The organism is Nocardiopsis sp. iso_237, assembly GCF_056173345.1.
Genome location: NZ_CM149669.1, coordinates 2,095,129 through 2,107,566, shown reverse-complemented (window position 1 = coordinate 2,107,566; position 12,438 = coordinate 2,095,129). Strand labels below are relative to the sequence as shown.

Annotated in this window: 13 protein-coding genes; 7 read left to right on the top strand and 6 right to left on the bottom strand. The window is 71.0% G+C overall.

Features of this window, described 5'->3' with window-relative positions; all coding sequences use genetic code 11:
- Position 1 precedes the first annotated feature (1 nt).
- From qcrA to ctaE, 3 genes are read right to left on the bottom strand one after another with little or no spacing between them, the layout of a single operon-like run.
- Positions 2 to 1,132, bottom strand: a complete 1,131-nt coding sequence (gene qcrA / locus AC0VYM_RS09520; RefSeq protein ID WP_475461189.1) for a cytochrome bc1 complex Rieske iron-sulfur subunit — start codon at positions 1,130 to 1,132, stop codon at positions 2 to 4.
- Positions 1,125 to 2,045 carry a cytochrome bc1 complex diheme cytochrome c subunit gene (qcrC, locus tag AC0VYM_RS09515; RefSeq protein ID WP_475461187.1) on the bottom strand — a complete coding sequence of 307 codons (921 nt, stop codon included), beginning with the start codon at positions 2,043 to 2,045 and terminating at the stop codon, positions 1,125 to 1,127. The genes qcrA and qcrC overlap by 8 nt, the downstream gene beginning before the upstream one ends.
- A gap of 17 nt (positions 2,046 to 2,062) precedes the next feature.
- Positions 2,063 to 2,638, bottom strand: coding sequence for an aa3-type cytochrome oxidase subunit III (gene ctaE, locus AC0VYM_RS09510; RefSeq protein ID WP_378742560.1), 576 nt, complete (start codon positions 2,636 to 2,638; stop codon positions 2,063 to 2,065).
- Positions 2,639 to 3,172: 534 nt separating this feature from the next.
- Between ctaE and AC0VYM_RS09505 the strand changes: the two genes are divergently transcribed.
- Genes AC0VYM_RS09505 through trpD form a run of 3 tightly spaced genes read left to right on the top strand, consistent with a single transcriptional unit; the run spans position 3,173 to position 4,913 of the window.
- Entirely contained in the window at positions 3,173 to 3,610 is a 438-nt protein-coding gene (locus AC0VYM_RS09505; RefSeq protein WP_475461184.1) for a hypothetical protein, read from the top strand.
- 19 nt (positions 3,611 to 3,629) lie between these two features.
- Entirely contained in the window at positions 3,630 to 3,761 is a 132-nt protein-coding gene (locus AC0VYM_RS09500; protein WP_475461183.1) for a hypothetical protein, read from the top strand.
- A 60-nt stretch (positions 3,762 to 3,821) separates the two neighbouring features.
- A complete protein-coding gene (trpD, locus tag AC0VYM_RS09495; RefSeq protein ID WP_475461180.1) occupies positions 3,822 to 4,913 on the top strand; it encodes an anthranilate phosphoribosyltransferase in 1,092 nt (363 codons plus the stop codon).
- A 45-nt stretch (positions 4,914 to 4,958) separates the two neighbouring features.
- Here trpD and AC0VYM_RS09490 read toward each other — a convergent pair whose 3' ends face one another.
- Genes AC0VYM_RS09490 through AC0VYM_RS09480 form a run of 3 tightly spaced genes read right to left on the bottom strand, consistent with a single transcriptional unit; the run spans position 4,959 to position 7,797 of the window.
- Positions 4,959 to 5,234: an Lrp/AsnC family transcriptional regulator gene (locus AC0VYM_RS09490; RefSeq protein WP_475461178.1), complete on the bottom strand. Its 276-nt coding sequence runs from the start codon at positions 5,232 to 5,234 to the stop codon at positions 4,959 to 4,961.
- Between the two features lie 42 nt (positions 5,235 to 5,276).
- Positions 5,277 to 6,041 carry a rhomboid family intramembrane serine protease gene (locus AC0VYM_RS09485; protein ID WP_475461175.1) on the bottom strand — a complete coding sequence of 255 codons (765 nt, stop codon included), beginning with the start codon at positions 6,039 to 6,041 and terminating at the stop codon, positions 5,277 to 5,279.
- Positions 6,019 to 7,797, bottom strand: coding sequence for a DEDD exonuclease domain-containing protein (locus tag AC0VYM_RS09480; protein ID WP_475461173.1), 1,779 nt, complete (start codon positions 7,795 to 7,797; stop codon positions 6,019 to 6,021). The genes AC0VYM_RS09485 and AC0VYM_RS09480 overlap by 23 nt, the downstream gene beginning before the upstream one ends.
- Positions 7,798 to 7,926: 129 nt before the next feature.
- Here AC0VYM_RS09480 and AC0VYM_RS09475 point away from each other — a divergent pair, with 129 nt between their 5' ends.
- From AC0VYM_RS09475 to AC0VYM_RS09460, 4 genes are all read left to right on the top strand, one after another.
- Positions 7,927 to 8,208 carry a hypothetical protein gene (locus AC0VYM_RS09475; RefSeq protein ID WP_475461170.1) on the top strand — a complete coding sequence of 94 codons (282 nt, stop codon included), beginning with the start codon at positions 7,927 to 7,929 and terminating at the stop codon, positions 8,206 to 8,208.
- The gene (locus tag AC0VYM_RS09470) at positions 8,205 to 9,614 is read left to right on the top strand and encodes an NYN domain-containing protein (protein ID WP_475461167.1); all 1,410 of its coding nucleotides are present in this window, start codon (positions 8,205 to 8,207) and stop codon (positions 9,612 to 9,614) included. The genes AC0VYM_RS09475 and AC0VYM_RS09470 overlap by 4 nt, the downstream gene beginning before the upstream one ends.
- A gap of 364 nt (positions 9,615 to 9,978) precedes the next feature.
- Positions 9,979 to 10,974 (top strand): C40 family peptidase, encoded by a 996-nt coding sequence (locus AC0VYM_RS09465; protein ID WP_475461164.1) that lies wholly within the window; start codon positions 9,979 to 9,981, stop codon positions 10,972 to 10,974.
- A gap of 350 nt (positions 10,975 to 11,324) precedes the next feature.
- The gene (locus AC0VYM_RS09460; protein WP_475461161.1) at positions 11,325 to 12,371 is read left to right on the top strand and encodes a C40 family peptidase; all 1,047 of its coding nucleotides are present in this window, start codon (positions 11,325 to 11,327) and stop codon (positions 12,369 to 12,371) included.
- Positions 12,372 to 12,438: the final 67 nt, after the last annotated feature.

The window sequence follows — 12,438 nt, the reverse complement described above, 5'->3', positions numbered from 1 at the left end:
ACTAGTCCTTCCTGTATTCCCAGAACGTCGGCCCGGTCGGCTCGTTGAAGTCGCCCTTGGCGATGAGGTAGCCCTCGTCGTCGACGCCGATCGGCAGCTGGGGCAGGGGACGGTGCGCGGGACCGAAGACCACCTTGGCGCCGTCCGAGGCGTCGAACGTCGACTGGTGGCACGGGCACAGGATGCGGTGCGTGGTGCGCTCGTAGAGCGCGGCGGGGCAACCCACGTGCGTGCAGATCTTCGAGTACGCCACGATGCCCTCGTGGGTCCAGTTGAGGCGGGTCTCGTCGCTGCCCTCGCGGACCGCGTCGTTCATCCCGCCCTTCCAGTCGTCCTCCGGCATCTTGATGAGCAGGATGACGGACTTGGCCTGGTCGGTGAGGCTGATCCCGTGCGGGTACCGGTCGTCGTCCAGGGCGGGGAGGGCGGAGATCATCCCGTACGGGTCGTTCTCCAGGTCCTCGGCCCTGATCTTGCGGTGGGTGCCCTCGACGTACATGTGCATGCCGTCGACCCACGGGGTCTTCTTCATCTGCTCGCCCGGCAGGGGGCCGGTGTCGCGCAGCAGCACGATCGGCGCGATGCCCAGCGGCAGCATGGCCGCGATGAGCGTACGGCGCATCAGCGGACGCTTGGTGAAGCCGCTCTCGTCCGCGCTCTTCATGAAGAAGTCGCTGAACGAGCCCTTCTCCTCCGGGTTGGAGGGGAGGTCCTCGTACGGCGACGCCACCTCGTAGTGCGGCATCACGTTGCGCGCCCAGACCGTCATACCGGCGCCGATACCGAACATGGCGATGGTGAGCGTTCCACCAAGCAGCATGTTCGAGTACTGGCCGATCTGCGGGTCGGCGATCGCGGGTCCCGCCGCCGTGGGCGGGAACAGGAAGTACGAGACGATGAAACCCATACCGCCGAGGAAGGCGATGATGAACCACACCGAGGCGAGCTTCTCGCCGCGGCGCTGCTTCTCCTCCGAGTGCTGGTGAGTCTCCGAGGCCAGGTACGGCCCGTTGTGCTCGCTCTCAGCCTTGGCGGAGGTCTCGGACACCACGTCGGTGGTGTCCGTCGGGGTGCCGACGACGCGCTCCTTGGCGTCGTCCCCCGGGTTGTTGTCGTTGTTGTTCTCAGTCATGGGCACGCTGCTTCGCGGTGATCCAGATCGCGCAGGCGATGATCAGGGAGAGACCGACGGTCCACCCGATGAAGCCCTCAGCCACCTGGCCGACTCGGTCCAGGTCGAAGATGCCGCCGGCGTTGGGTTCCGCCTGGAGCGTCTTGACGTAGGAGATGAGCTCCTGCTTCTCCTCGGGGGAGATGGCGCCGTCGCTGAACATCGGCATGGCGCCGGGCCCGCTGACCATGGCCTCGTAGATCTCACGCGGAGACGAGTCATGGATCTGGGGGGCCCAACGGCCGTCGGTGAGGGCGCCGCCGCCACCGGACCAGCTGTGGCAGTGCGCACAGTTGGTCAGGTAGAGCTTCATGCCCATGTCGGTGTTGCTGGCGCCCTCGATGTAGGCGTCGTACTCGTCCTCGTACTCGGAGAGGGCCTCTTCGTAGGCCTTCTCGTCGTCGAAGTCGGCACGCTGCGGAGCGGCGTCGGGCACCTCGGTGGGCACCTCGGCTCCGGCACCGTTGGTCCTGATCTGCGCGTTGTAGTACGCGATCAGGTCCGCCAGATCCTGCTCGGACATGGCCATCGGCTTGCGCGGCATCTGGCTGTCCGGGTCCATCGACGGCATACGACCGGTGCTGACCTGGAAGTCCAGGGCCGCGGGGCCGACCTCGCGGAGGTCGGGACCGTTCAGGGCGGAACCCGAACCGTCCAGGCCGTGGCAGGAGGCACAGGTCTGGTCGAAGATGGTCTTGCCCTGGGCGATGTCCACGTCGTCCGCGGACGGCGCCTCAGCGGCAAGGGTCTGCGCCTGCGCCTGGTCCGAGGTGGGGGCCAGTCCGGCGTACCCCACCCCGAACAGGGCTAGCGCGAGGATGACGACGACATACCCCGCCAGGGGATGCCGTCGCCGCGCGGTAATCCATTTCACGGTTTCCCCGTTTCGGGTTACTGGATGAAGTAGATGGTTACGAACAAAGCGACCCAGACGACGTCGACGAAGTGCCAGTAGTAGGACACGACGATCGCACTGGTCGCCTGCTGGTGAGTGAAGCGCTTCGCGGCGTACGTGCGTCCCAGCATGATGAGGAACGCGATCAAACCACCGATGACGTGGAGTCCGTGGAAGCCCGTGGTCAGGTAGAACATCGACCCGTAGGCGCTCGACTGGAGAGTCAGGCCCTCGTGGAAGATGAGCTCGTAGTACTCATACGCCTGTCCAAGGATGAAGAACAGGCCCATGAAGAACGTGATGAAGAACCACATGCGCAGCTTCTTGACGTCGCCGCGCTCCGCGGCCCAGACGCCGAACTGCGCGGTGAAGCTGGAGGCCACCAGGACGATGGTGATCGTCGAGGCCCAGGGCACGTTGAGGTGGACGTCCGCCCACTCGCCGAGCTCGGGGTTCCCGTTGGTCACCGATCGGATGGTGAAGTACATCGCGAACAGCGCGGCGAAGAACATGAGTTCGTTGGCAAGCCAAACGATGGTGCCAACACTCACCAGGTCAGGACGCTTTGCCACACCATGAGCTGATGCGGTTGCTGATTTTGGGTTCGCGGTTGCTGTCGCCACGGGAGCATTATTACGGCTTCTCGCGAAGGTCCGTACTCGACCCCCCGTAAGGAGGCGGATCGGTCCCGGTATCGACCGGTCTTACGGCCCTGGACGGCGCTCGCACCGTGACTCCGGCGTTACTGTAGCCGCCCGCCCACCCAGTGTCGGCCTCAGGGCCGCCCGCCAGCGCTCAAAAGCGCGATCCGGCGCGGTTGAGGCGATCCGTACCCGGCCGGAAGGCGCTTCAACCGCCTCCAGCCAACGCCAAGGTATCGAAACGGTCACTGTTGGACAACGCCGCGCCCGGGGCGGGTTAGCGCGGGCCCGTGCGACCCTGGCATCCTGTGGTGTCGAAGGTCTCAACCCCTTCACCGGTCCGCAGGCTCCCCCAGGGGCCGGGCGGCCCCGAGGCAATACAGTCATAGGCAGAGAGCCAACGAACGCCACGGTCGCACCCCCCACGGCGGCGGCCGCGGTCAGACGCGATGGGACGGTTGCGCGATGGTGGTCAGCGGTACGGACACGGGTGCCAGGATGCGCGTGCTGGTCTACAGCGACAAGGCGGACACCCGCGAGCAGGTGCGGACGGCCATCGGCCGCCGCCCCGCCGCCGATGTCCCCAAGGTCGAGTTCGTCGAGTGCGCGACCGCGCCCGGCGTCCTGCGCAAGCTGGAGTCCAAGGACCCGGCCGAGCGCGTCGACGTGGCCGTCTTCGACGGCGAGGCGGCCCCCACCGGCGGGATGGGCCTGTGCCGCCAGGTCAAGGACGAGATCTACCGCTGCCCGCCGGTGCTCCTGCTGGTGGGCCGGCGAGACGACGGCTGGCTGGCGACCTGGTCGCAGGCCGACCAGGTGGTGAGCCACCCGATCGACCCGGTCGCGCTGGCCGAGTCGCTGGCCGAGCTCATGCGCCAGCGCGTCGCGGCGCTCAGCGGCTGAACCCGTGGGGTGTGACGAGATGACCGACAGGACGAACGGCGACAGGGACCTGCGCCGTCGCATCGTGGTGGGCGGAGCCCTCAACCACGGCGCCGACATCGGGCGATGGCGTGGCCACGCCACGCCCCTCCCTGTCCCCCGGAGCCGTTGAGGGGGCGGGCCCGTGCGCCCGCCCCGGCTCCTCCGCCCGTTCTCCCAGGAGTCCCAGTACATGAACGTCCACGTCACACCCGAACCCGACCAGGCCGCCTCCGCCGTGGCGGAGCGGACCTGGTCCAACCTGATCACCGCCCTGTTGGGCGGGGTCTCCCTCAGCGCCGCCGACACCGCGTGGGCGATGCACGAGATCATGTCGGGCTCGGCCACCGACGCGCAGATCGCGGGCTTCGCCGTGGCCCTGCGCGCCAAGGGCGAGAGCGTGTCCGAGGTGACCGGTCTGGCCCAGGGCATGCTCGACAACGCGGTCCGGATCAGTGTCGAGGGCCCGACCCTGGACATCGTCGGGACCGGCGGCGACCGGGCCCACACGGTGAACGTGTCCACGATGGCGGCGATCGTCGCCTCGGCCGCGGGCGCGCGCGTGGTCAAGCACGGCAACCGGGCGGCCTCCTCCTCGTGCGGCACCGCCGACGTGTTGGAACGGCTCGGCGTGGTCCTGGACCTGCCGCCGGAGCTGACCGTGCGGGTGGCCCGGGAGGCGGGCGTCACCTTCTGCTTCGCCCCGCTCTTCCACCCCTCGCTGCGGTACGCCGCCAAGCCGCGCCGCGAGCTCGCGGTGCCGACCGTCTTCAACTTCCTGGGTCCGCTGACCAACCCCGCCCAGCCGACCGCCTCCGCGATCGGCGTGTTCGACGAGCGCATGTGCGAGGTCATCGCCGGGGTGTTCGCCCGCCGGGGCTCCTCCGCGCTGGTGTTCCGGGGCGACGACGGCCTGGACGAACTGACGACGGCCACCACGTCCACGGTCTGGGTGGTCGAGGGCGGTCGGGCGCGGCGCGAGCGCCTGGACCCGGCCGACCTGGGCATCGCGCGGTCGGGACCGGACGCCCTGCGCGGCGGGGACGTGGAGTTCAACGCGCAGGCGGTGCGGGACCTGGTCGCGGGACGCCCGGGCCCGGTGCGCGACGCCGTGCTGCTCAACGCCGGTGCCGCGCTGGCCGCCGTGGACGGGGTGGGCGACTCCCTGACCGACGCGGTGCGCGCGGGGTACGCCCGGGCCGCCGAGGCCGTGGACAGCGGTGCGGCCGAGCGCCGCCTGGCCTCCTGGGTGGAGACCAGCCAGGGACTGGCCAAGACCCTGTAGGGCCTTCCGGGGCCGGTCCCGGAGGCGGCGACCGGCCCCGCCCGGCTACCAGCCGATGGCGAAGGCCGACTCCAGGTCGTGCTTGGAGTAGGTCTGGAACGAGATGTGGGTGTCGGAGGAGATCACGCCGGGGACCTTGTTGACGTGGCCGGGGATCACGTCGGCGAGGTCCTCGTGGCGGCGTACCCGGACCATGGCGATCAGGTCCACCCCGCCGGTGACGGAGTAGACCTCGCTGACCCCCTCGATCGCGGCGATCGCCTCGGCGACCTCGGGGATGCGGTGGACGTCGGCCTTGATCATGACGATCGCGGTGATCACTGTGCCTCCTGGGCGGTTCGGTGCGGGACGCGGCGCCGGGCGCTAGTAGGCGTCGGAGAGCCGTGTCCCCGAGCGCCAGCGCAACCGGTGCACCACCAGTCCCGCGATCACCCCCGCGATGAACCCGTAGACGTGTGCCGCGTAGGCCACGTTGGTGCCAGCGCCAGGGGCGGTCGAGGATGTGACGTAGAGAAGATACTGAAGTGCGAAGTAGCTTCCCACCACGGCCCACCCGGGCAGACGCATCGGGATGACGCCGAACACCAGTGTGGTGACCCTGCTACGGAACTGCACCACCAGGTAGGCGCCGAGGACGCCCGAGATCGCCCCGGAGGCGCCGACCATCGGGACGGTGCCGTCGGAGTCGACCAGGGCGAAGCCGAGGGCGGCCACGATCCCGGTGCCCAGGTAGAGGGCGAGGAAGCGGAGCTTGCCGATGCGGTCCTCGACGACCGGCCCGAAGACGAACAGGTAGACCATGTTCCCGAGCAGGTGCATCGCGCCCGCGTGCAGGAACATCGAGCTGAACACGGAGAACCAGACGGACTTGCCCGTGATCCCCTCGCACGTGGGGCTCAGCGGTCCGGCCAGGTCGACCCGGCCCAGCAGTTCGTCGGGGATGGCTCCCCAGCGCATGAAGTAGTCGTCGATCGCGCAGTAGCGGCCGACCGCGTCCGCCGGGTACCAGACGGCGGTGGCCGACTGGGGCGAGACGAGGTAGACGAGGACGTTGACCGCGATCAGTCCGAAGGCGACGACGGGTGCGCGTCGGACGGGGTAGTCGTCATTGAGCGGAAGCGCGGCCATGCGCCCAGTGTGTCATCCCGGTGTGCGCTTCGGCGCTCCGCAACGGGCATGTCCACTCACCTTCCATCTCGACCAGCCGGGTCCCGGGGCGTTCGAGCCAGTCCAGGAGCAGCTCCGTCTCCCCCGCGGTGGCGTTGGGGACGGGGCCGAACCCCGCCGGGACGCGCTCGGCGGTGGCGGTGAGGGAGTGCAGGAAGGCGGTGGGGTCGGTGCCGGGGCGCAGGACGGCGCTGGCGGCCAGTCGGCCGTGGCGGACCACCACGGTCTCCCACCCGGTGGCCCCCGGTCCGGTGGCGACCAGGTGCGGGACGGCGGCGATCGCGGCGAGGCGCTGGGCGCGGCGGGCCCCGCGCAGGAAGGCGGAGAGGCGGTCGCGCAGCGCCGCCGCCTCCTCGTAGCGGAGGTCGGCGGAGAGTTCACCGATGCGCCCGGTGATCGCGTCCACGACCACCGCGGGGTCGCCGGTCATCGCGGTGCGGGCCGCGTCGGCGTGCGCGGTGTAGTCGGCCAGCGACTCCGTTCCGTCGCAGGGGGCGCCGCACCGTCCCAGTTGGGCGAGGACGCACGGCTTCACCCCGCTGGGGGCCACCCTGCGGTGGGTGTCCCCCGTGCTCCGCCCGCCACCGCGCACCTCCTCGACGGTGAACGTGTGGGTGCACTGGCGCAGCGGGAGCGCGTGCAGGATCGCCTCCCGGGCCTCCTCGGCCGCCCGGGTTGAGGGGTAGGGGCCCAGGTAGGGGGCGCCGTCGTCCTTGATCACCCGCACCACGGACAGGCGCGGCAGGGGGCCGGGGGTGAGCGTGACCCAGGCGGCGCGCTCGGGGTTGCGGGAGCGGCGGTTGAACGGCGGTTTGCGCTCCGCGATGATGCGCAGCTCGCGGACGGACGCCTCCAGTTCGGTGGTGCACACGATGGGCGTCACCCCCTCGACCAGCCCGGCCATCTCCCGGATGCGCCTGCGGGACTCGGCGGCGGTGAAGTAGGTGGCGACCCGGCGGCGCAGGTTGTTGCTCTTGCCGACGTACAGGCTCTCGCCCCGGGCGTCGGTGAACACGTACACGCCGGGGCGTTCGGGCAGGTCCTCAGCGAGGTGGCGGCGGGCCCGCTGGGCGCGGCTGGGGGGCTTGTTGACCGCGCGCAGCTCCTCCAGGCTGGTCACGCCCAGCGGCGCGAGCCGGGCCAACAGGCCGTTGAGCACGTCGACGGTGGCGCGGGCGTCGTCCAGGGCCCGGTGGTTGGGGGTGGTCGGGGCGCCGAAGTAGGCGGCCAGGGTGCCCAGGCGGTGGTTGTGGACCTCGGGCCGGACCAGGACCGCCCGGGCCAGGCGCAGGGTGTCCACGACCGGGTAGCCGGGCCACTCGACGCCCTCGCGCTCGCAGGCGGCCTTGAGGAAGCCGGTGTCGAAGGCGGCGTTGTGCGCCACCAGCACGGTGTCGGGTTCGGCGGCCAGGAAGGCCAGCAGGTCCGGCAGCGCCCGGGTGATGGGCGGGGCGGTGGCCACCATCGACTGGGTGATGCCGGTCAGCAGGGTGATGTTGGCCGGGATGAGCACGCCCGGGTCGACCAGCGTGGTGAACTCGTCGGTCACCCGTCCGTCGCGGACGCGGACCGCGCCGATCTCGGTGATCCGGGAGCGGGAGGCGCTGGTCCCGGTGGTCTCCAGGTCGACGACGACGAAGGACACCCCGGCCAGCGGCGTGCCCAGGTCCCCGATGCTGGTTTGGACGCCCTCGGGCGCCGCTGACTGTCGAACCACGCGGTCAGGGTAGTCGGGGCCCACGACCAAACACCTCCGGGCTACGGTCAGACCCGCCCGACATGGAAAGATGTGGGTCGTGGGACGGCAGAGGCCGCCGCCCCGTGAAGCACGACGCAAGGAGGAACCGTGGGGATCGCGATGCCGGGTGACAGTGAGCGTTGGCGATGCACCGGGTGCGGGAACCTCACGCGGTTCGACGTGACCCGGACCGTCCGCTCCCAGGACTTCGTGCATCAGGAGCTGTCCGGCGTCGGCGCGGTCGAGGAGCGCACGGTGCTCTCCGAGACGGTCGAGCGGGTGAGGTGCCGCTGGTGCGGCGCCACCGACAGCGTGGAGATCGTCCCCCGTCCTGACGCCGACTCGTCGGTCTCCGACGCATCGGCGGAGAGCCCGACGGGTCGGGCATGAGCGCCCGCCCGGACACGGGCGGCACCGGTGACGAGGGCCGTGACCGCGCCCCTGACGCACTGGACCAGAAGGCGCACGAGGCGTCGGCGCCCTCGGAGGAGGGCGGGGAGCGGCTGCGCCGTCCCCTGCCCGAGCCGGTACGCGCCCGGGTCGTCGAGTACGGGTCCGACGTGCTCGGCGGCATGCGCGCCTCCGACCTCCCCCCGGTGCTGCGCCGGGTCGCCAAGTTCGAGCCCCGTCGCCGGGCACGGCTGGCCGGACCGCAGATCGCCGCGCAGTTGGAGAACGACCCCGGGTTCCGGGACCTGGTCGCCGCGCGGGTCGAGCAGGTCTGGCCCGAGCTGGCCGAGGGCATGCGCGCCGGGGTGGTGCCGCCCGCCGCCGACCCGGTGGCGGTGGCCGCCAGCGCCTACCTCCTGCGCCCCAAGGGGTGGCCGGAGATCATCGAGGGCGTCCACGAGGAGCTGGAGCGCCAGACCAGCGCCCGGGAGGTGGGCGAGGCCGCCGAGGCCCTCGACGACGTCCGCCGACGCCTGGAGGAGACCCAGCAGGGGCACCAGGCGGAGCTGGAGCGGCTGCGCGGGCAGATCGGTGCGCAGCGCACCGAGATCGCGGAGCTGCGCCGCAAGGTGCACAACGAGCGCCAGCGGGCGCGGAAGGCGGTGGCCGAGGCCGAGCGGGCGGTGACGGAGACCGCCGACCGGCGGCACGAGAACGAGAGCCAGGTCAGCGCTCTGGAGGTGGAGAACCGCAGGCTGCGGTCGCGCCTGGCGGACGCCGAGGCCCAGGTGGAGAACGCCCGCCGCGCGGTGCGCACCGGCCGCAACGCCGACGAGGCCCGGTTGAGGGTACTGCTGGACGTGCTGGTGGACGCCTCCCACGGTCTGCGCCGGGAGCTCGCGCTGCCGACGTCCCTGGACAGCCCCGCCGACCTGGTGGCGGAGGCCCAGGAGGAGCACCGCCGGGTGTCGCTGGGCGGTCTGCCCGACGACGCCCCCGGTCTGCTGGAGCACCTGCTGACGGTCCCCCGGGTGCACCTGCTGCTGGACGGCTACAACGTCACCAAGACCGGGTACGGGACCCTGCCGCTGGCCGACCAGCGCACGCGGCTGCTCACCTCCCTGGAGGGACTGGCGAGCCGGACCAAGGCGGAGATCACCTGCGTCTTCGACGGCGCCGACGTGGAGGCGCCGCCGGTGACGACCAGCCGCCGGGTGCGCGTGCTCTTCAGCGCTCCCGGGGAGACCGCCGACGCGCTGATCGTGCGTCTGGTGCGGGCCGAGCCGCCCGGCCGACCGATCGCGGTGGTCACCTCCGACAAGGAGATCGTCACCGCCGTCAGGCGGGCGGGGGCGCGCGCCGTGCCCTCCGTGGTCTTCCTGCGCCACCTGGAGGCCCACTCCTGAGCGGACCCGGGCCCCGGTGCGCCGCCTCCGCCGTCCCCCCGGCTGAGAGCCTCACCACGCGCGTGGGCGCGCCGGGCCCGGCGCCCCTCCCCCTCCCACCTGGCCGGTCCGGGCCCGGCGGGCCGGTGCGGCCGGGGTCCCCGGCACGATAGTCACGGTGCCGTGGTTGAGGCGCGCAGGCCCTTCCGCTAGGTTCTTGCAGGAACGTGAGTGCCCCGTCGGACAGTAGGCCACCCTTGCGCCTCCCCACACCGGCCGGGACCCGCACACTCTCGTGAGGCCCGTTCCCACACGCGGGCCCCCTGATCCTTCAGTCTCCCAGCACCCCGTGCGGACTTCCCAACCTCAAGGAGCGTGGACCGCCATGAAGAACCCCGGTGGTCGGCGTACGGCTCGCCGAATCGCTACGACCGGTCTCGGCGTGGTCGCCGCCGGTACCTTCCTCGCCCCCGGCATCGCCCACGCGGAGCCGACCCAGGAGGAGGTCGAGGACCGCATCGAGGAGCTGAACCAGGAAGCCTCCACAGCGGTCGAGAACTTCAACCAGGCCGAAGAGGACTACGACGCGGCCAAGGCCGCGTACGACGAGCTCGACGGCCAGGTCGGTGACGAGCAGGAGCGCTACGACGGGCTGCGGGAGAAGGTCCAGCAGTTCGCCAGCGCCACCTACCAGGGCGGCGACCTCAACTCCACCGCCAACGTCCTGACCTCCGACGGCCCCGAGGCGCTGCTGGAGCAGAACGCGGACCTCAACTACCTGTCGGACACCCAGCAGACCCAGCTGGACGACTTCGGGGAGTCCGCCGAGCGCCTGTTCGCGCTCAAGGACGAGGCCGAGAAGGCCCTCGAGGAGGCCGAGAAGGCCAAGGACGAGGCCGAGGAGGCCAAGGACGACGTCGAGGAGAAGATCGAGGAGCAGCAGGAGATCCTGGCGCAGTTCCCCGACTCCGACGCCTCGGCCGAGGGCGGCGACGACAGCGGCGGCCAGAGCCACGGGGGCAGCGGCAACGCCTCGTCGGCCCTGGACTTCGCCTACTCCAAGGTGGGGCTCCCCTACGTGTGGGGCGGCACCGGCCCCAACGGGTACGACTGCTCCGGCCTGGTCCAGGCGTCCTGGCGCGCGGCCGGAGTCGACCTGCCCCGCACCACGTACGGGCAGGCCGACGTGGGCACCCGCATCTACGACATGAGCGCCGTCCAGCCGGGCGACATCCTGTTCTTCTTCGGCGACCTGGGGCACAACGGCCTCTACGCCGGGAACGGGCAGATGGTCCACGCCCCGAGCAGCGGCCGCAACCTGGAGGTCGTCGGCCTGGCCGCCTACTGGGGCGGTCAGTTCCAGTTCGCCGTCCGGCCCTGATCCACGCGTGACCCGTGAGGCCGCCGTCCCCGCCGGGACGGCGGCCTCTCGTGTGCGTCGGCCCACGCCCGTCCCACCGATCCCCCTTTAGGGTCAGGAACCCTGATTTCGGACACTCCTCGCCTTCCAGCGGAATGTCACGAAACAGTTGAGAGCCCCCCGAGCGATGCACTAGTGTTCGACGCCGAGCGCGGTTGCTCCTCATTCACCACCCCCCCGGTGGTGACAGCCGCGCCCGGGTCGGGCACACCCCCACACCGTTTCGGCCACCCTCTCTGGCCCGAGGTTCCCCACCCGGTGCAGTCCCTTGTTCCCCGTATCGCCTGGGACAAGGGGAGAAAGGTGTTTCAGTGTCTGCATCCCGTGGCGAACGCCAACGTCGAACCGCGGTCATCGCCTCCCTCGCCGTCGGTGCCTTCCTCCTCCCCGCCGCCGTGGCCCACGCCGAGCCCACGTCCGAGGACGTCCAGGAGGAGATCGAACGCCTCGAAGAGGAGTTCATCGAGCTCAACGCGACCTTCAACGAGGCCAAGGAGACCCACGAGGCGGCCGAGGAGAAGCTCGACGGCATCCTCTCCGACATCGAGACCGCCGAGAAGAAGGTCGACTCGCTCAGCGGCGGCGTACGCGCCCTGGCCAACACCACCTACACGGGCGTGGACCTGACCTCTCCCGCCCAGCTGATCGGGGCCACCGGCCCCGAGGAGGCCCTGGAGCACCAGGCCGACCTCACCTACCTGTCCGAGCAGCACCAGGAGAGCCTCGCCCAGTACCTGGAGGAGCTCGAACACCTGGAGGGCCTGCGCGGCGAGGCCGAGTCCACCGAGGAGGCCGCGGCCGACGCCCTGGACGAGGCCGAGGAGGCCACGGAGGCGGCGGAGGAGGCGATCAGCGAGCAGGAGGAGATCCTGTCCGAGCTGACCGCCGAGGAACAGGCCGCCGCCACCGAGAACGTCAGCACAGAGACCGGCGGCGGTGGCGGTGGAGGCGGCAGCAGCAGTGGAGGGGGCGGCGGCGCCGACTACACCGGCCCGGCCACCGGCAACGCCCAGACCGTGCTGAGCTTCGCCTACCAGCAGGTCGGCAAGCCCTACGTCTGGGGCGGCACCGGACCCAACGGGTACGACTGCTCCGGCCTGACCCAGGCCGCCTGGGCCCAGGCGGGCGTGAACCTGCCGCGCACCACCTACGACCAGATCAACGCCGGTCAGCGCGTCTCCTGGGAGAACATGCAGCCCGGTGACCTGATCTTCTTCTACGGCCCCAACCCGAGCCACGTGGGTCTGTACGCGGGCGACGGCGTGATGGTGCACGCCTCCACGTCCGCCCGCCCCATCGGTACGGTGCAGCTGAGCGACTACTACCGGTCCAACTTCGTCGCGGCGGTCCGGCCCTAGGACACGCCACCGCGCACCCGCGGCCGGACGACCGGCGGAGGGGCCCCTGGGAAACCACCCCGTTTCC

Excerpts from the sequence above, each read along its gene's own strand:
- qcrA (WP_475461189.1), bottom strand. The coding sequence starts at position 1,132 with ATGACTGAGAACAACAACGACAACAACCCGGGGGACGACGCCAAGGAG.
- AC0VYM_RS09505 (WP_475461184.1), top strand. The coding sequence starts at position 3,173 with ATGGTGGTCAGCGGTACGGACACGGGTGCCAGGATGCGCGTGCTGGTC.
- AC0VYM_RS09500 (WP_475461183.1), top strand. The coding sequence starts at position 3,630 with ATGACCGACAGGACGAACGGCGACAGGGACCTGCGCCGTCGCATCGTG.
- trpD (WP_475461180.1), top strand. The coding sequence starts at position 3,822 with ATGAACGTCCACGTCACACCCGAACCCGACCAGGCCGCCTCCGCCGTG.
- AC0VYM_RS09485 (WP_475461175.1), bottom strand. The coding sequence starts at position 6,041 with ATGGCCGCGCTTCCGCTCAATGACGACTACCCCGTCCGACGCGCACCC.
- AC0VYM_RS09470 (WP_475461167.1), top strand. The coding sequence starts at position 8,205 with ATGAGCGCCCGCCCGGACACGGGCGGCACCGGTGACGAGGGCCGTGAC.
- AC0VYM_RS09465 (WP_475461164.1), top strand. The coding sequence starts at position 9,979 with ATGAAGAACCCCGGTGGTCGGCGTACGGCTCGCCGAATCGCTACGACC.